Consider the following 16,600-nt stretch of genomic DNA (forward strand, 5'->3'; position numbering starts at 1 on the left):
ACCTCGCACGACATCTCCAGCCCGGACGCCGACTGGCGCCCGGGCACACTCGCCACATGGTGGGCCGGCCTGCCCGCCGGCCCACGCAGCTTCCTGCGGCGCTGGATCAACCCTGACAATCAGACGCGCATCCATCTGGCCAAGCTTCTGGCGCGCAGGTCCGGGCAGATCGCGGTCGGCGCCTTCACCTATGGCCGACCCAAAGTCCGGTTCCCGGAGAGCGGCGCACGGCTTTCGATCGGCCGCTACGGCTCGATCGCCGATGGCGTCGAGATCCTGCTCGGCGGCAATCATCGCACCGACTGGGCAACGACCTATCCCTTCCCTGCCCTGCCCAGCCTGTGGCCGGCGGCGCGCGCGATGAGCGGCCATGACGCGACGCGCGGCGACGTCGCCATCGGCCATGATGTCTGGCTCGGCTCGCAGGCGATGATCATGTCCGGGGTGACGATCGGCCATGGCGCCGTCGTCGCAGCCCGAGCGCTGGTGACCCGCGACGTGCCGCCCTATGCGATCGTCGCCGGCAATCCGGCCAAGGTGGTGCGGCTGCGCCTGCCTCAAGCACAAATCGAGGCGCTGCTGGCGAGCCGCTGGTGGGATCTGCCGCCGGAAAAGGTTTCGCAGCTGCTGCCGCTGTTGATGTCCGATCGCGTCGACGAGCTTGCGGCCGCGATCAGGCCGGCTTCAACAGGCGACGCTTGAGCCCGAGCGCCGGCTTCTCGACGAGATACCAGGACAGCGCAGCGACGAGCAGCGTCACGACGAGCGAGGGGCCAAACAGGGTCAGCGCCCCGACCGTCGGAAACAGCGCGACAAAGGCCTGCTGGACCGGCCAGCCATAGAGATAGACGCCATAGGACAGATCGGCCGGCGGCTCGCTGCGCCAGCGGGTCAGCGGCGGCGCGAGCGCCAGTACCAGCACGCCCCAGGCGGTGACGAGATAGAGCAGCGCCTTGTAGGCTGGCGTCGGCTGAGACACGGCCACGACCACGAGCGCAATGACGAGCTCCGGCAGCGACAGCGGCACGCGCTCGCGCCAGAGATAGATCAATCCACCAGTCAGGAAGATCAGCGGCAGGCGCAGCGCCGTCTCGAGGCCCTTCGATCCTTCGGGTGCGATAATCTCACGCAGGACCGTCGCGACGACGAGCGCGACCCAGAGCCCCAGCACGATCCGGCGATGCGCCAGCAGCCCGACAAGCCCGATGACCAGCACCCCAAGATAGCAGAGCGTCTCGTATTTCAGTGTCCAGACCGTTCCCATCGGGAACTTGAGCGGGTTGTCGGCGAAGACGCCCGGCAGCGGCGCCGAGCTCTTGAAGCTGGTCAGCGTCCCGTTGATGAAGCGCCAGAGCTGCGGATCGGTGAGATAGGCGGAGAGATCTAGCTTGGTCAGTGCGCTGCCGAGCAACAGCGCGACGACGAGCGTCGCCGCGATCAACCCGGGCGCGATCCGCAAGGTGCGGGCCACGAGATAGTCACGCCAGCCACGCTGCTCATAGCTCATCGTCACCAGGAAGCCGGAGATGGCGAAGAAGCCGTTGACCGCGTGCTCGCCGAGCGTAAAGCCGGTCGAATGGGCTAGAAACTCGTCCTCGACCTTGCCGGTGGCAACGCTGAGTCCATGCGAGACCACGACGGCCAGGGCCAGCAGCAGGCGCAGCAGGCCGAAATGGTTGTGCGGCAGGCTCAGCCCGTCGGCAGCGCTGGCGGCACGCAGGAAGCCCGTCACGCGATGATCTCCGCCTCGTTCAGCCCCTGCCGGGCGAGCGCACTGTGACCGGCGCGCGCCGCAAGCGCACCGGCGACCGAGCCGGCATGCGCATACATCTTGTCCCGATTCAAGAGCAGGCCGTAACCGATTGCCTTGGCTGCATTTTCGATAGTCTTGCCCGGCCCCGGCACAGGCAAGCTCCACTTGCGCGCCATGTGATATTCCGACCAGGCCAGATGCCAGCGCGCGGTGAAGCGCCGCTGCGGCGACGGAGCGCTGGAACGGCCGCGGCCATGGCGGGCACTGGCGCCATCGACATGGACCAGCGCGTGCCCAGCCTCGCGCAGGCGCCGGCAGAGATCATCATCCTCGTAGAACAGGAAGATCGCCGGATCGAAGCCACCGAGCGCCAGGAAGACCTCGCGGCGCAGCAGCAGGCAAGCCCCCGACAGGAACGGCAGGCAGGCATCGCCCTCGGGCAGTGTGATTCGAGCTGCCCGATTGAGATGATCAGGCGAGAGCAGCGAGCGCGGCTGCAGGAAAACGCGGCCGGAGGGTTCGATGAGACGCGGCGCAAAGGCGGCGGCATCCGGATAAGCCTCCGCTGCCGCCAGCAGGGCGGCGATCGCACCTGATTGCAGTTCCAGATCGGGGTTTACGATCAGGACGAAGGAGGTCTTCGCCGCGCGCGCGCCGCGGTTGTTGGCGCGGCCGTAACCTTCGTTGCGCGGATTGCGCAGGACCTGCGCGCCGTGCTGCGCCGCGACCTCGGCCGAGGTATCACCGCTCGCGTTGTCGACGACGATGGCTGCGACGCCCTCTCCCGCCAGCGCGGCGAGGCAGGACGGCAGCACCTCAGCGCTGTCGAAACTGACGACGATGGCGGTGATATCGGCGGCGGAAAAACTCATGGCCCGCATCTGCGCGGGATGAGCGGCGCGAGGCAAGAGGCGATCAGCGCCGAGCCCCCAGACGCAGCTCCTGCTGGAGCCGTTCGCGCTCAGACGCATCGCAACGGCGCGGCGCGTTGTAGGACTTCACCGCATAGCTCGCATTGGCGGCAACGAAGCGGCCGCGTTGATCGGCCGGCAGGCGCCCGATGATGCGGCTGCGATCGACTCTCAGCCCGCAATCATAGGCGCGTGAGACCTGCGCAGCCGTGAATTCAGGCGTGCCGGGCATCGGCCCTGCAGCGACACAACCGGCGAGGCTCGCCGCCGCGAGTACAACGAGACAGGGCTTGGACGCAGTCATGGCCGGTCAGGGCGCCTCGAATCGGCCGGCACGGACATCGTTCATCTTGCCGCGCAGCGCCGCCCGCTCTTCAGCAGTGCAGGGCTGCGGGCGGACGTCCTGGTTGATCATCTCGGCTTCGGACACCGTGACATAGGCTGAACGCGCAGCCGCGAGTTGCTCGTCGTTCGCCCCGCGTGCCTTCTCGGCAGCGATGAAGCGATCCAGCGTCGTGCGCTGCGGCGAGCCGGCCCTGCAGGCGATAGCGCGCGAGACCGTCGTCGCCAGCGCCGAGGCGCGGCCGGCAGAGGAATCGGCATGGCCGGCGACGCAGGCGCCAAGCGGCAGCGCAACGAGGCAGGCGAGCAACAGCGCTCGCCCGGCAGGCAGATAGGCCATGGTCGCTCAGCCGTCCTTCTCGGGCAGGTTGACGCGCAGATTTGCCTCGCGCAGCTGCTTCGGCGACGCCGGCGACGGCGCCCCCATCAGGAGGTCGACCGCCTGCTGGTTCATCGGGAACAGCGCGACCTCGCGCAGGTTGGTCGCACCAGCGAGCAGCATGATGATGCGGTCAACACCGGCGGCCATGCCACCATGCGGCGGCGCGCCGTACTGGAAGGCCCGGTACATGCCGCCGAAGCGCTCGATCACCGTCTCCTCGCCATAGCCGGCGATCTCGAAGGCCTTCACCATCGCTTCCGGCTTGTGGTTGCGGATGCCGCCGGAAGCGAGCTCATAGCCATTGCAGGCGATGTCGTACTGGAACGCCTTGATCGAGAGCGGATCGTCCTCGAGCAGAGACTTGAGACCGCCCTGCGGCATCGAGAACGGGTTGTGCGAGAAATCGACTTTCTTCTCGTCCTCGTTGTACTCGAACATCGGGAAGTCGACGATCCAGGCGAAGGCAAAGGCGTTCTCGTCGATCAGGCCGAGCTCCGAGCCGACCTTGTTCCGCGCGCTGCCGGCGAACTTGTAGAACTTGTCCGGATCGCCCGCGACGAAGAAGCAGGCGTCTCCGCCCTTCAGCCCCATCTGGGCAACGATCGCGGCGACGCGCTCGGGACCGATGTTGTTGGCGATCGGCCCCTGCCCTTCGCCGTCTTCCTTGATCATGAGATAGCCAAGGCCGGGCTGGCCCTCGCCCTGCGCCCAGCTGTTCATCCGGTCGCAGAAGGCGCGCGAGCCGCCGCCCGGCGCGGGGATCGCCCAGATACGGTTCTTCTCGCCTTCGAGGATGCGGGCGAAGACCTTGAAGCCTGAGCCGCGGAACTGCTCGGAGACGTCCTGCATTTCGAGCGGATTGCGCAGATCGGGCTTGTCGGAGCCGTATTTGCGCAGCGCTTCGGCATAGGGGATGCGCGGCCAGTTGCGCGTGACGGACTTGCCCTCGCCGAACTCCTCGAAGACACCGGCAATCACCGGCTCCATGGTGGCGAAGACATCTTCCTGCTCGACGAAGCTCATCTCGACGTCGAGCTGATAGAACTCGCCGGGAAGCCGGTCGGCGCGCGGGTCCTCGTCGCGGAAGCAGGGCGCGATCTGGAAGTAGCGGTCGAAGCCAGCCATCATCAGGAGCTGCTTGTACTGCTGCGGCGCCTGCGGCAGCGCGTAGAACTTGCCCGGGTGCAGGCGGCTCGGCACCAGGAAGTCGCGCGCGCCCTCAGGGCTCGACGCCGTGAGAATCGGGGTCTGGAACTCGGAGAAGCCGGACGTCTTCATGCGCTGGCGCAGCGAGTCGATCACCTTGCCGCGCAGCACGATGTTGTTGTGCAGCTTCTCGCGACGCAGATCGAGGAAGCGGTACTTGAGACGGGTGTCCTCGGGATATTCGAGATCGCCGAAGACCGGCAGCGGCAGTTCGGCCGACGGCCCGAGCACTTCGAGCGCCGTGGCGAAGACCTCGACCGCGCCAGTGGCGAGGTTGGCGTTCTCGGTGCCGGCGAGGCGCGGCTTCACCTTGCCGTCGATGCGGATAACCCATTCCGCGCGCGCCTTCTCGGCATCGGCGAAGGCCGGCGAATCCGGGTCGACCACGACCTGGGTCAGGCCGTAATGGTCGCGCAGGTCGATGAACAGCACGCCGCCATGGTCGCGGATGCGATGGCACCAGCCGGACAGGCGCACAGAGGCGCCGATGTCGCTCTCGCGGAGCGCGCCGCAGGTGTGGGAACGGTAACGGTGCAAGGTCACGGGTTCAGCTTTCCGGGCGTCCATGCGGCCATGATCGGGCACGCAAGCGATTTGGCGCCGTAACCACACGCGCGCGGCTTGCTTGTCAAGAACGCCCGCGACATGGCGCGCGCTGATCTGCTATGAGCGCCGGCCATGAACCTGATCAACACCACCGACGAGCTCGCCTCCGCCTGCTCCCGCCTCGCCGCGCACCCCTTCGTCACCGTCGACACGGAGTTCCTGCGCGAGACGACCTATTATCCGAAGCTCTGCCTGGTCCAGATGGCCTCGCCGGATGAGGCCGTGATGGTCGACCCGCTGGCTGAGGGCCTCGATCTTGCTCCCTTGATGGCGCTGATGACTGATCAGAACGTGGTCAAGGTCTTCCATGCCGCCCGGCAGGACCTCGAAATCGTCTGGATGCTCGGCAAGGTGCTGCCGACGCCGCTGTTCGATACCCAGGTGGCGGCCATGGTCTGCGGCTATGGCGACTCGGTCGGCTACGAGCAGCTCGTCAACGACCTCGCCAAGGCACGCGTCGACAAATCCTCGCGCTTCACCGACTGGTCGCGCCGCCCGCTCAGCGAGGCACAGCTGACCTATGCCGAATCCGACGTCACCCATTTGCGTGACGTTTATCTGGCGCTGCAGGCCGATCTCGCCGCGAGCGGCCGCGAGAGCTGGGTCGCCGAAGAGATGGCAGTGCTCAATTCGCCCGGGACATACGAGGTCAAGCCGGAGAACGCCTGGCAGCGGCTCAAGGGGCGCCTGCGCAAGCCGAAGGAGCTGGCGGTGCTGATGGAGCTCGCCGCCTGGCGCGAGCGCGAGGCCCAGAACCGCGACGTGCCGCGCCAGCGCGTGCTCAAGGACGATGCGCTGATGGACATCGTCCAGCGTGCGCCGCGCTCGGCCGAGGCGCTCGGCGAATTGCGCTCCGTGCCCAACGGCTTTGAGCGCTCGCGCGCCGGCGGCGAGGTCCTGGCTGCGGTCGAACGCGCTCTTGCGCTCGACCCGCACAGCCTGCCCCGGCTCGAGCGCGAGCGTGGCCGGCCGAGCAACGGCGCCGTGCTCGATCTGCTCAAGGTGCTGCTCAAGGCAACGGCCGACACCGAACGCGTCGCGCCGAAGATCATCGCCTCCAGCGACGATCTCGAGGAGATCGCCAGCAATGACGAGGCCAACGTGCCGGCCCTGAAGGGCTGGCGCCGCGAGCTTTTCGGCGAGAAGGCGCTGGCGCTGAAGAACGGCTCGCTATCGCTCAGGATCGTGCGCGGGCGGGTCACGGTCGGCTAGGGCCGCCATCAGGTCTGCTGCTGTCGTATGAGCGCTGGCGGAGTTCGGGGGCGACGTGTTCATCCTGTTCCATCAATTGCCGCTGACGGCGATGTTCCTTGCCGTCCTGGCACTGAGCGTCGCGGCCTGCTGGCTTCTGATCGGCCTTGTCCGCTTCGCGATCCCCCGTCTTGGCTACCGCCTGGATGAGCCGCTGCCGATCCGCGATTCGATCATCAATACCTGCGGAGGCCTGTTCGCCCTGATTGTCGCCTTCTCCGCCGCCGGCATCTGGAACGACGCCGTTTCGGCGCGCACCGCGGTCCAGCGCGAGGCTGATGCGGTGGAGACGGCGCTGACGCTATCGGTGGTGCTGCCCGAGGAAACGCGGTCCGAGCTGACCAACGGACTGCAGGACTATCTGCACGAGGTCGTCGCGGTCGACTGGCCAGCAATGGCCAAAAGCACGCCGCTCAACGATGCAATCTTCGATAAATCGGAAAAGCACCTGCTCGGTGCGATCCAGCTGGTCTCCCGGCAGAATGCGGTGGCGGCCTACGCGCCGCTGCTCAATCAGCTTCTCGAAATCCGCCATGCGCGGCTCGCCCGGCTAGCGGCTTCCATAGCCGGCATCACCTGGGCGCAATGGTGCGCCATGTGGCTGATCTCGACGGCAACCATGCTCTCGATCATCATCTGCAACAGCCATGCCTTCCGCATGCAGATCGTGGCCGCGCATCTTTATGTGGTGGTGGTCTCGGCTGCCTATTTCGTCATCCTGGCGCATGACCGACCGTTCATCGGCCGGATATCGATCCAGCCGACAGCATTTCAGGGCCTGATGCATCGGTAAGAGGCCGAGAGGCAGGCTATGCCTCCGTCGCGGCTGTCACGCGACGAAGGAAGTCCCGGAAGCTCTCCGGCTCGCGGCCCGTAAGGATGGCAAAGTCGTCAGAGCCCCGGTTGTAGCGGCCTTCGGCGATCGAAGCGCACAGAGTGGAGAAGGCGCAAGGCCAGGGCTCGTCAAATTGCGCCGACGCCAAGGCCTGGTATTCGTCGATGGTGCAAGGACGATAGCCGACCTGCCTCGCGACCGTTTCGCCATAAGAGGCGACGATCTCGTCGAAATCCAGCACCATATTTCCCGTGACCGTATGGATTTTGGGAGATTTTTCGGGGTTGGCCGCGACCGCCGCGATGGCGGCCGCCACGTCGTCACGCGAGACCGGCGCGACCCGGCCGCTCCCGGTGGGCAGCACCAGTTCTCCCGAGGTTTGGCTGGGGACAAGCCAATGCTCGAGAATGAACTCGCAATACAGGCTACATCTGAGGATGGTCGAAGGCACGGCGCAAGCCGCAAGGTGCCGCTCCGCGTCGCGGTAGACAGGCGCGAAGTAGAACGGCGACTGATCGTCGACATCGACGATGCTGGTGAAGACAATATGCCTTGCGCCGGCCGCAGCGGCTGCTTCGATGGCGTTGGCGTGGTGGCGCATGACTGCGCTCGCGTCGCCGTCGCTCGATATGAGAACAATCTCATCGATGCCCGCGAAGGCCCTCTTCAGGGCAGAGGTATCCTCGTAATCGGCAACGCGCAGGGCGATTTCGGGGGGCAGGCGTTCGGCAGCGGTTCGGCGGTCCCGGACCATCGCGACCACATCGTGGCCGAGTGACGCCAGCCTGCCGACGACTGCGCTCCCGACATGGCCCGTCGCTCCCGTGACGAGGATCATAGAGCGACCCTTCCCGCTCAGCGGATGTCGATCTCGCGCCCGAGCAGCTTCGCAAGCTGCTTCAGCCTTCCCGTGACGCGCTCGCTCGCCAGTGATTTCAGATCGTCCGGCAGGCGCAGGACGAGGCGGCTGTCGACGCAGGTCAGCGGCGCCCGCGGCAGGATACCGGGCATGCCGGCCGAGATCAGATAGGCGACCCGGAAAGCCGCGGCGAGGATATGGATGCGCTCCAGCAGGCGCGTCGTTAGCAGCCGCCTCAGACCCTCGACCGCAGGCGCCGAGGCCTTTAGGCCGGCATAACGATAGAACGCCGTCAGCGCGAGGAAGGCGCGACCGGCATGGTCGACTCCGCTGAACGAGGCATGGGCGATAACGTTGAGCGTCTGCTCGCCGCGATAATCGGGATGGGCGCGCCAACCGATGTCGGACAGCAGGCAGGCGGCGCGCTGCAACCGCTGCAGCGCCGGGTCGTCATGCGGGTAGGCGCCGGCGACGAGCTGATTGGTCCAGGCGATCAGATCTTCGGCGTGGCGCGGATCGCGGGCGCGCAGCCGGTTGTAGTCCTCGGCACCGCGTAGCAGCGCATCGGCAGAGCGTTCGCTCTTGTCGAGCTGCTCGTGCAGCAGGCCTTCGCGCACGCCATTGGCGGAGATCACGACATTGCGCGGCCGGCCGCGCTTGATGATCTGGTCGAGCACCAGCGCGCCATAGGCGAGCAGCGGGCGCCGGGCCGAGGAGACCGCCTCGATCGCTTCCAGCATCGAGGCGTCGGCGCGCTCGACCAGGCGGACGAAGTCGCTCGCCTCGCGGGCCGGTACGATGTAGCCGTGCATGACGTTGAGCGGATAGCCCGACTGGCGCTGATGCAAGGTCGCGAGCGCGCGCCAAGTGCCGCCAACGGCGTAGAAATCGCGTCCGCGCATGGCGGCGAGCTGCGGGTGATGATCGAGATCGTCGCGGACGATCTTCTCGGCCGCCTTCATCGAGTTCCCGGAGCGGTCGATCAGGGCGAGGCCGCCGAGCGGCAGGCTGATCCCCGCTCCGACCTTGTCACCGTCCACAGAGATGAGTTCGAGCGAGCCGCCGCCGAGGTCGCCGACGACGCCATGCGGCTGATCGAAGCCGGAGATCACGCCGAGCGCCGAGAGGTAAGCCTCGCGGTCGCCGGAGATCAGCTCGATCGGCTGGCCGACTGCCGCCTCGGCGCGCGTAATGAAGTCAGGACCGTTCTTGGCATAGCGGGCCGCCGCCGTGGCGATGACGCGCAGCTCGCCGACATGCATGGCCTCGCACAGGATGCGAAAGCGCACCAGCGCCGACAAAGCCTTGTCGATCGCATCCGCCGGCAGCATGCCGGTCGACGCGACCTGCCGAGCCAAGCCCGCCATCTCCTTCTCGTTGAAGACCTGCGCAGGAGCCCGCGACAGGTTTTCGTAGACGACGAGACGGACCGAGTTCGAGCCGATGTCGATGATCGCGACGGTGTCGCCGACGCTCAACCGGCCCGGCGCCTGCTCAGGCCTTCTTGCTTGCGCGGCGGGAGAGGCTGCGCGGGCTCGAACTCGAGAGAGATTTTCCACGACCAGACAGGCTCGGATTCGTCATGAAATACTTGTGGGCGTTGAACGACTCTTCGGCCGACGGCGGGACAATGCGTCGCGAGCCGCCATCGGGCAAGATGGTCCAGCTCTGTTCGTTGTCGAGAAAGTTCGCCAGCATGATCTGCTCGAGCATCTGCTGGTGGACGGTCGCGTTCAGAATCGGCGTCAACGCCTCGACGCGGCGGTCGAGATTGCGCGGCATCAAATCGGCCGAGGAGATGTAGAGCTTGGCCTTGGCCGAGGGCATGCCGTGGCCGGCACCGAAGGCATAGACCCGGGTGTGCTCGAGGAAACGCCCGACGATCGACTTGACGCGGATGTTGTCGGAGAGGCCCGGCACGCCCGGCCTGAGGCAGCAGATGCCGCGGACCACGAAATCGATCTGCACGCCGGCCTGGCTGGCGTCATAGAGCGCGTCGATAATCTCGGGATCGACCAAAGAGTTGCACTTGCCCCAGATCGCGCCCTTGCGGCCCGCCTTCGCATGCGCGACCTCTTCGGCGATGTCGTCGAGCAGGCGCTTCTTCAGGTTGACCGGCGAGACGGCCATGCGCTCAAGCTCGGCCGGCTCGGCATAGCCGGTGATGAAGTTGAAGATGCGGGCGACGTCCTGCGCCATCACCGGGTCGGCGGTGAAGAAGGAGACGTCGGTGTAGATGCGCGCCGTGATCGGGTGGTAGTTGCCGGTCGCGATATGGCAATAGGTCGCGAACTGACCAGCCTCGCGGCGCACCACCATCGAAAGCTTGGCATGGGTCTTGAGCTCGATGAAGCCATAGACGACCTGGACGCCGGCGCGCTCGAGATCCTTGGCCCAGCGGATATTGGCTTCCTCGTCGAAGCGCGCCTTGAGCTCGACCAGCGCGGTCACCGACTTGCCGGCCTCGGCGGCCTCGGCCAGCGCCTGGACGATCGGCGAGTTCGATGAGGTGCGGTAGAGCGTCTGCTTGATCGCAACGACATTGGGGTCGCGCGCCGCCTGCTGCAGGAACTGCACGACGACGTCGAAGCTCTCATACGGGTGGTGGACGATCAGGTCCTTCTGGCGGATGGCGGCGAAGCAGTCGCCGCCATGCTCGCGGATGCGCTCGGGAAATCGCGCGTTGTAAGGCTTGAACTTCAGGTCCGGCCGGTCGACGCCGACGAGCTGCGAGAGCTCGTTCAGACCAATCATGCCGTCGACGACGACGATCTCGTCGGGATCGACCTTGAGCTCGCGGATGATCATGCTGCGCAGATGCGCTGGCATGTCGGAATGAAGCTCGAGCCGGATGACGACGCCGCGGCGGCGCTGCTTCAGCATGGTCTCGAAGACGCGGACCAGATCCTCCGCCTCCTCCTCGATGTCGAGATCGGAGTCGCGGATGATGCGGAACGAGCCGGTGCCTTTGACCTCGTAGCCGGGGAAGAGCTTGCCGATGAAGAGCGCGACCAGATCCTCCAGCATGATGAAGCGCTGGACACCCTCGCGGGCGAGATCGGGCAATTCGATGAAACGGTCGATCTTCACCGGGACGCGGATCAGCGCGTCGAGCGCGCGCCCATCAATGACCCGTTCGAGCGCCAGAGCGATGGTGAAGCCGAGATTGGGGATGAAGGGGAACGGGTGGGCCGGATCGATCGCCAGCGGCGTCAGCACCGGGAAGACGTAATGCAGGAAGCGGTCTTCCAGCCAGATGCGGTCCTGCGCGCCGATATCGGCCGGCCGCAGCAGCACGATCCGATTCGCTTCCAAATCGTGCTTGAGCTCGGTCCAGCGGGTCTGCTGGTCACTGGTCAGAGCGTGAACGCCCTCGCCCAGCGCCAAAAGCTGCTCGGCCGGGCTCAGCCCGTCCTGGCTCGGCGTCACCACGCCGGCCTTGAGCTGCTCGCGCAGGCCGGAGACGCGGACCATGAAGAACTCGTCGAGATTGTTCGCCGAGATCGAGAGGAAGCGCAGCTGCTCGAGCAGCGGATGGTTGCGGTTGGAGGCCTCCTCCATCACCCGTCGGTTGAATTGCAGCCAGGACAGCTCCCGATTCATGAAGCGTTTCGGCGACTGCCGAAGCTCCTCGTCGAGATGCAGAACCGCTGCTGTCGGAGCCGGGGCCGCAGCCGCCTGGACCGGCGCTTCCGCCACATCTTGGGTCATTCGCTTCGCTCTCGCTGTCGATGCCGCTCGTGCCACTGCCGGTCCTGTAGCTGTGTTCTGTGTCGTTTTGCTTGCAGCCAGTGAGACCGCCTTCGCCTTGAAGCCACCGTAGCGTGACGGTTCGATGACAGGCGAGGCCGAAACGTCATGAACGGCCCGGGTCTCCGGTCGCCGGGTTCTTCAGCAGTCCGGCAAGGAACAGGTCGAGCGAGCGCTCCATAAGCCCCTCGGCTTCGGCCTCCGCGACGCCCCAGCTCGGAAACTGGCCATCGATCAGCATGCGCGCCAGACCATAGACCAGCGCCCGCCCGGTGATCTGGATCAGATGGGGTTCCTCGACACGTAGCAACCCGCGACGGGCGGCCTCCTGGAGCAATGTCACCATCTGCGCCTGGATTTCGGCGTTGTCCGCTCCCAGCGACGCCGACCCGGCGAAGTCGATCGCGCGGCGCGAAGAGATGATCTCGAAATGTGTCGGATTGCGCCGGGCCCAATCCAGGAAAGCCGTGCCGATGGCGCGGATACGCCGGATCGGATCATCACTGACCTCGCGTGCCAGAGCAGCGGCAATCTCGGCCCGGAAGCGCGCCATCGCCTCCTCAGCTACCGCGGTCATCAACGCGACCTTGTCGGGAAAGTGCCGGAATGGCGCGGCGGGCGAAACGCCGGCGCGGCGCGCCACCTCCCGAATGCTGACGGCTTCGAGCCCGCCCTCAGCGGCCAGCGCCAAGGCCTGCGCGATCAGGACCTCACGCAAATTGCCGTGGTGATAGGCGGCGGCCCTCATCGCGGCCCTGCTCGCTCCCATCCGACTCGCTTTCGTTGTGCTCATCGCAGCGAGCCTAGACCAGTTTTCCGTCCCGCCGCAGCCGAGCAGAGGCGTCACTCCAGCTCATCACAATTATGTAATCACCGATTACATCCATTGTCGCGCCGCCGCCGATATGTAATCACCGATCACATATTACAGGCACTCAAGCGGAGACCGGCGATGTCGACCGAAAACAAGCGCAGCTCCGCTCTTCCAACTGGCCTGGAGGGCTGGCCTCTGCTGGGCACGCTCGCCGCGATCCTGATGATCGCAACCCTCGCCGCCTTTGCCTCCGCCGGCGGCAGCGACGGCATCCGGATGGCAATCCGGTTGACGGCGCGAACCTCGCTGGCCCTCTTCCTGCTCGCCTTCACAGCCTCGGCGCTGTTTCGCGCCTGCCCCAACGCGTGGACGCGCTGGCAATTGCGCAACCGGCGACAGCTCGGACTCGGCTTTGCGGTCTCGCACCTGCTGCACGCCATCGCCATCATCGCGCTCGCCGTCACCGACCCGAAGCTGTTCGCGGAACTGGGCGGATCAAGCATGCTGGTCGCCGGCGGCAGTACCTATCTCGTGATTTTGGCGATGGCAGCGACCTCCTTCGACCGGACGGCCGCGCTGATCGGCCGGGTCGCCTGGCGCCGGCTGCACCTGTTCGGCGCCTGGTACATCTGGCTGAGCTTCATGGTCACCTTCGGCAAGCGCGCCCAGCTCGACATGGCGTACTGGCCGTTCATCGCTGCGCTACTCAGCGCCGCCGCGCTGCGCCTGATCGTCAGCTTCCTGCCATTTCCTGTGCTGCGACGCTGACGGCGCTTGCACCCGTCACGCCCCTGCTGTTTGGTCGGCATGTGAATCCCGCATGCCTTCAGACGTAGTCCAGAGAGCGAACTTGTCAGAGCAGAACCAGCACGCCGACGACCACGGCGATATCGTCTACCCCTCGGCCATTCCCTTCGTGCTGGCGCATCTGGCCTGCTTCGGTGCGCTCTGGAGCGGCGTCAGCGCGACCTCGCTCTGGCTCGCCTTCGGCCTGTACTGGCTGCGCATGTTCGCAGTGACCGGCGGCTATCACCGCTACTTCTCGCACCGGACCTACAAGACCAGCCGGATCGGTCAGTTCGTGCTCGCCTTCCTTGCCCAGTCGACGGCGCAGAAGAGCGTGATCTGGTGGGCTTCGAAGCACCGTCATCACCACCGCTTCGCCGACACCGAGCACGACGTGCACTCCCCGGTGCTCACTTCCTTCTTCTACTCACATGTCGGCTGGATCTTCAGCAACGGCCATGATCGCTGCGACACCTCGACCGTCACCGACCTGACCCGTTTCCCGGAACTGCGCTTCCTGCATCGCTTCGAGCTGCTTCCGGCGGTGCTGCTCGCCGTCGCCTGCTTCGCCATCGACGGCTGGACCGGCCTGTTCGTCGGTTTCTTCTGGTCGACGGTCGCGGTCTACCACGGCACCTTCTGCATCAACTCGCTGGCGCATGTGCATGGCGACAAGGACTATGTCACCGGCGACGAGAGCCGGAACAACTGGTGGCTGGCGATCATCACCATGGGCGAAGGCTGGCACAACAACCACCACGCCTATCAGTACAGCGTCCGCCAGGGTTTTCGCTGGTGGCAGTGGGACCCGACCTATTACCTCATCCTGGGCCTGTCGAAGCTGCGCCTGGTCTGGGATCTGAAGGCGCCGCCGCAGGCGGTGGTCGAACGCTCGCAGGCGCTGCCGCCGCGCGTGATCGAGCGCTCGGCCGAGCGGCTCGCGGCCTCCGTCCCGGTGGAGCGCATCGTCCAGTCCGTGCGCGACGCCTATGCCAATGCGCCCGGCCTGCCCGATCTGCATCTGCCGACGCTGACGCTGCCCGAGTTCCGCGAGGCGCTCACCGCGCTGCAGGCGCGGGCCAGCGAGCAATTGCATGTGATGCAGACGCAGGCGCAGGACGCGATCGCGCAATGGCACATGCCGACCCTGCCGAGCCGCGAGGAACTGGCAGAGAAGGCCGCCGCCATGTTCGTCAAGACGCCGTCGCTCGACGCGATCGCGGCGCGGGCGCACGATCTCCTGATCGAGACGATCCATGCCCGCCTGACCGGCACGGTGAATACGGCGAAGGCCTGAGCGGTCACTCGTCCGGGAAAAGCGAGGCGACCACCTCGGTGGCCATGGCGCGGGTGACGCGCCGGCCCCGCTCGAGCGAAAGCCGGTCGAGCGCGTCGACGAGATCGCGCGCCGCGGCGAAGGAGCGCTCCATCCTGAGCGCCAGAGCCTCGATCGTGCCGGTGTCGACGATCAGCTGGCGGTCGACGAAGAGCTTGACCAGCAGCGCGCGCAGCAACGCGTCGTCGGGCGCGGCAATCTCGGCTTGCGGCGCCAGGCGCAAACGCGAGAGCAGGTCCGGCACCTTCAGGCCCCACTGTCCCGGCTCGGTGCGCGCCGTCAGCAGCACTGACGCGCCGCGCGCCTTGGTGGCGTTGAGCAGATGGAACAGCGCCGGCTCGTCGAGCGGGGCGCGGTCGCAATCCTCGATCACCAATGCGCCGCCGGAGGCAAGGTGCGGCACCTTGGCTTCGTCGAGCTCGGCGGCGGACAGCGTCCAGGCATGGGCGCGCGCTGCCCAGATCGCGGCGAGATGGGTCTTGCCCGCCCCTTCCGGCCCGACCAAGCGCAGCCAGGAGGCCGGCCAGTTCGGCCAGCTCTCGATCAGGCCATAGGCCTGCTCATTGGAGGGGCCGACGAGGAAATCCTCGACGCCATGCCGGCTGTCGACCGGCAGATCGAAGGCGAGCTGGCGCGGTTTCACCGGCGGCTCAGGGTTCGACATGGGGCTCGGGAGGGCGGCCGACGTGGCCGCGATAGTACGGGCTGGCGAGATATTGCCGCAGCACGAAGCGGGCGAGCACGCCGATGACAGCCGCGAGTGGCACGGCGAGCAGCAGGCCGACGAAACCGAAGAGCGAGCCGAAGGCGAGCAGCGCGAACATTAGCCAGACCGGGTGCACGCCGATCGAGTCGCCGACGAGCTTGGGCTGCAGGATGTTGCCTTCGATGAACTGGCCAACGGCGAAGACGGCGAGCGTCAACAGCGGCATCGTCCAATCCGGCCAGAACTGCACGGTGGCAACGCCGACCGAGAGCACGAGCCCGGTCAGCGAGCCGACATAGGGGATGAAGGACAGGAAGCCGCTGATGATGCCGATCAGCGCGCCGAAATTGACGCTGACCAGCGATAGCCCGATCGCGTAGAAAGTTCCGAGCAGCAGGCAGACCAGTGCCTGGCCGCGCAGGAAGCCGGCGATGGCCGTGTCCATCTCGTGCAGCAGGCCGCGGATCGTGTCGCGATGATCGAGCGGCAGCCAGCCATCGACGGTCGCGACCATGCGGTCCCAGTCAGCCAGCAGGTAGAAGGCGATGACCGGGGTCAGCACCAGCAGCGAGAACACGCCAATGATCGCGGTGCCGCCCGACCAGAGCGACCCCAGCAGCTTGCCGACCCAATTCGTCGCTTCGCCGACGAGATTGCCGAGCGAGCTCTGAGCGTCCTGCGCCAGCTTGGCGCCGCCGAACCGTTCGATCAGCGGCGCGCCACGCTCCATGATCAGCGCCTGCAGCTTGGCGGCATCGGCTGGCAGGCGCGCGACCAGACCAGCCAGCTGCTGGCTGAGCAGCGGCGCCAGCAGCACCAGCCCGACGACGAAGACGAGCAGGAACAGGCAGAGGATCGCGATCGTCGCGGTGAGCCGGCTGAGGCCCCAGCGTTCAAGTCGATCGGCGAGCGGATCGAGAAGATAGGCCAGCGCCAATGCCGCGACGAAGGGCAGCAGCACGTCCCGGAACAGCATCAGCGCGAGCACGAGGGCGGCAAGGGCAAGCAGCCAGAAGAGCAGTTGACGCTGAAGACTCATGCACTCGCCTCTAGAGCCGGATCG

Annotated in this window: 16 protein-coding genes; 5 read left to right on the plus strand and 11 right to left on the minus strand. The window is 66.4% G+C overall.

Annotated features, from left to right (window positions below; genetic code table 11):
- Positions 1-93 precede the first annotated feature (93 nt).
- Positions 94-702, plus strand: a complete 609-nt coding sequence (locus BLM15_RS31815) for a CatB-related O-acetyltransferase (protein WP_126116113.1) — start codon at positions 94-96, stop codon at positions 700-702.
- Here BLM15_RS31815 and BLM15_RS08335 read toward each other — a convergent pair.
- The 5 genes from BLM15_RS08335 to aspS are packed head-to-tail and all read right to left on the minus strand — an operon-like array spanning position 674 to position 5,131.
- A complete protein-coding gene (locus BLM15_RS08335; protein WP_126112102.1) occupies positions 674-1,732 on the minus strand; it encodes an acyltransferase family protein in 1,059 nt (352 codons plus the stop codon). The two genes, BLM15_RS31815 and BLM15_RS08335, sit on opposite strands and share 29 nt — an antisense overlap.
- Positions 1,729-2,625 (minus strand): glycosyltransferase family 2 protein, encoded by an 897-nt coding sequence (locus BLM15_RS08340; protein WP_126112104.1) that lies wholly within the window; start codon positions 2,623-2,625, stop codon positions 1,729-1,731. Before BLM15_RS08340 ends, BLM15_RS08335 begins: the two co-directional genes overlap by 4 nt.
- 43 nt (positions 2,626-2,668) lie before the next feature.
- Positions 2,669-2,968 (minus strand): hypothetical protein, encoded by a 300-nt coding sequence (locus tag BLM15_RS08345; RefSeq protein ID WP_126112106.1) that lies wholly within the window; start codon positions 2,966-2,968, stop codon positions 2,669-2,671.
- A gap of 6 nt (positions 2,969-2,974) precedes the next feature.
- On the minus strand, positions 2,975-3,346 hold the full coding sequence (locus BLM15_RS08350; RefSeq protein WP_126112108.1) for a hypothetical protein: 372 nt from the start codon (positions 3,344-3,346) through the stop codon (positions 2,975-2,977).
- A gap of 6 nt (positions 3,347-3,352) precedes the next feature.
- The gene (gene aspS / locus BLM15_RS08355) at positions 3,353-5,131 is read right to left on the minus strand and encodes an aspartate--tRNA ligase (protein ID WP_126116114.1); all 1,779 of its coding nucleotides are present in this window, start codon (positions 5,129-5,131) and stop codon (positions 3,353-3,355) included.
- A 141-nt stretch (positions 5,132-5,272) separates the two neighbouring features.
- Between aspS and rnd the strand changes: the two genes are divergently transcribed.
- Positions 5,273-6,412 (plus strand): ribonuclease D, encoded by a 1,140-nt coding sequence (gene rnd / locus BLM15_RS08360; protein WP_126112109.1) that lies wholly within the window; start codon positions 5,273-5,275, stop codon positions 6,410-6,412.
- A gap of 55 nt (positions 6,413-6,467) precedes the next feature.
- Positions 6,468-7,244: a bestrophin-like domain gene (locus tag BLM15_RS08365; protein WP_126112111.1), complete on the plus strand. Its 777-nt coding sequence runs from the start codon at positions 6,468-6,470 to the stop codon at positions 7,242-7,244.
- A 16-nt stretch (positions 7,245-7,260) separates the two neighbouring features.
- Here BLM15_RS08365 and BLM15_RS08370 read toward each other — a convergent pair whose 3' ends face one another.
- From BLM15_RS08370 to BLM15_RS08385, 4 genes are all read right to left on the minus strand, one after another.
- Complete coding sequence (locus BLM15_RS08370; RefSeq protein WP_126112113.1) at positions 7,261-8,124, minus strand: NAD(P)H-binding protein; 864 nt, start codon at positions 8,122-8,124, stop codon at positions 7,261-7,263.
- Positions 8,125-8,141: 17 nt separating this feature from the next.
- Positions 8,142-9,623: an exopolyphosphatase gene (gene ppx / locus BLM15_RS08375; protein WP_236846609.1), complete on the minus strand. Its 1,482-nt coding sequence runs from the start codon at positions 9,621-9,623 to the stop codon at positions 8,142-8,144.
- 16 nt (positions 9,624-9,639) lie between these two features.
- Positions 9,640-11,856: an RNA degradosome polyphosphate kinase gene (locus BLM15_RS08380; protein ID WP_126112117.1), complete on the minus strand. Its 2,217-nt coding sequence runs from the start codon at positions 11,854-11,856 to the stop codon at positions 9,640-9,642.
- 145 nt (positions 11,857-12,001) lie between these two features.
- Positions 12,002-12,643: a TetR/AcrR family transcriptional regulator gene (locus BLM15_RS08385; protein WP_236846610.1), complete on the minus strand. Its 642-nt coding sequence runs from the start codon at positions 12,641-12,643 to the stop codon at positions 12,002-12,004.
- A gap of 204 nt (positions 12,644-12,847) precedes the next feature.
- Here BLM15_RS08385 and BLM15_RS08390 point away from each other — a divergent pair, with 204 nt between their 5' ends.
- On the plus strand, positions 12,848-13,477 hold the full coding sequence (locus tag BLM15_RS08390; protein WP_126112121.1) for a hypothetical protein: 630 nt from the start codon (positions 12,848-12,850) through the stop codon (positions 13,475-13,477).
- An 82-nt stretch (positions 13,478-13,559) separates the two neighbouring features.
- On the plus strand, positions 13,560-14,792 hold the full coding sequence (locus BLM15_RS08395) for an acyl-CoA desaturase (RefSeq protein WP_236846611.1): 1,233 nt from the start codon (positions 13,560-13,562) through the stop codon (positions 14,790-14,792).
- Positions 14,793-14,796: 4 nt separating this feature from the next.
- On the opposite strand, the gene BLM15_RS08400 is transcribed toward BLM15_RS08395, so the two are convergent.
- Positions 14,797-15,495: a P-loop NTPase family protein gene (locus BLM15_RS08400; RefSeq protein ID WP_126112125.1), complete on the minus strand. Its 699-nt coding sequence runs from the start codon at positions 15,493-15,495 to the stop codon at positions 14,797-14,799.
- Positions 15,482-16,576: an AI-2E family transporter gene (locus tag BLM15_RS08405; protein ID WP_126112127.1), complete on the minus strand. Its 1,095-nt coding sequence runs from the start codon at positions 16,574-16,576 to the stop codon at positions 15,482-15,484. The genes BLM15_RS08400 and BLM15_RS08405 overlap by 14 nt, the downstream gene beginning before the upstream one ends.
- Positions 16,577-16,600 lie beyond the last annotated feature (24 nt).

The sequence above is a fragment of the Bosea sp. Tri-49 genome (genome assembly GCF_003952665.1).
Classification (GTDB): Bacteria; Pseudomonadota; Alphaproteobacteria; order Rhizobiales; family Beijerinckiaceae; genus Allobosea.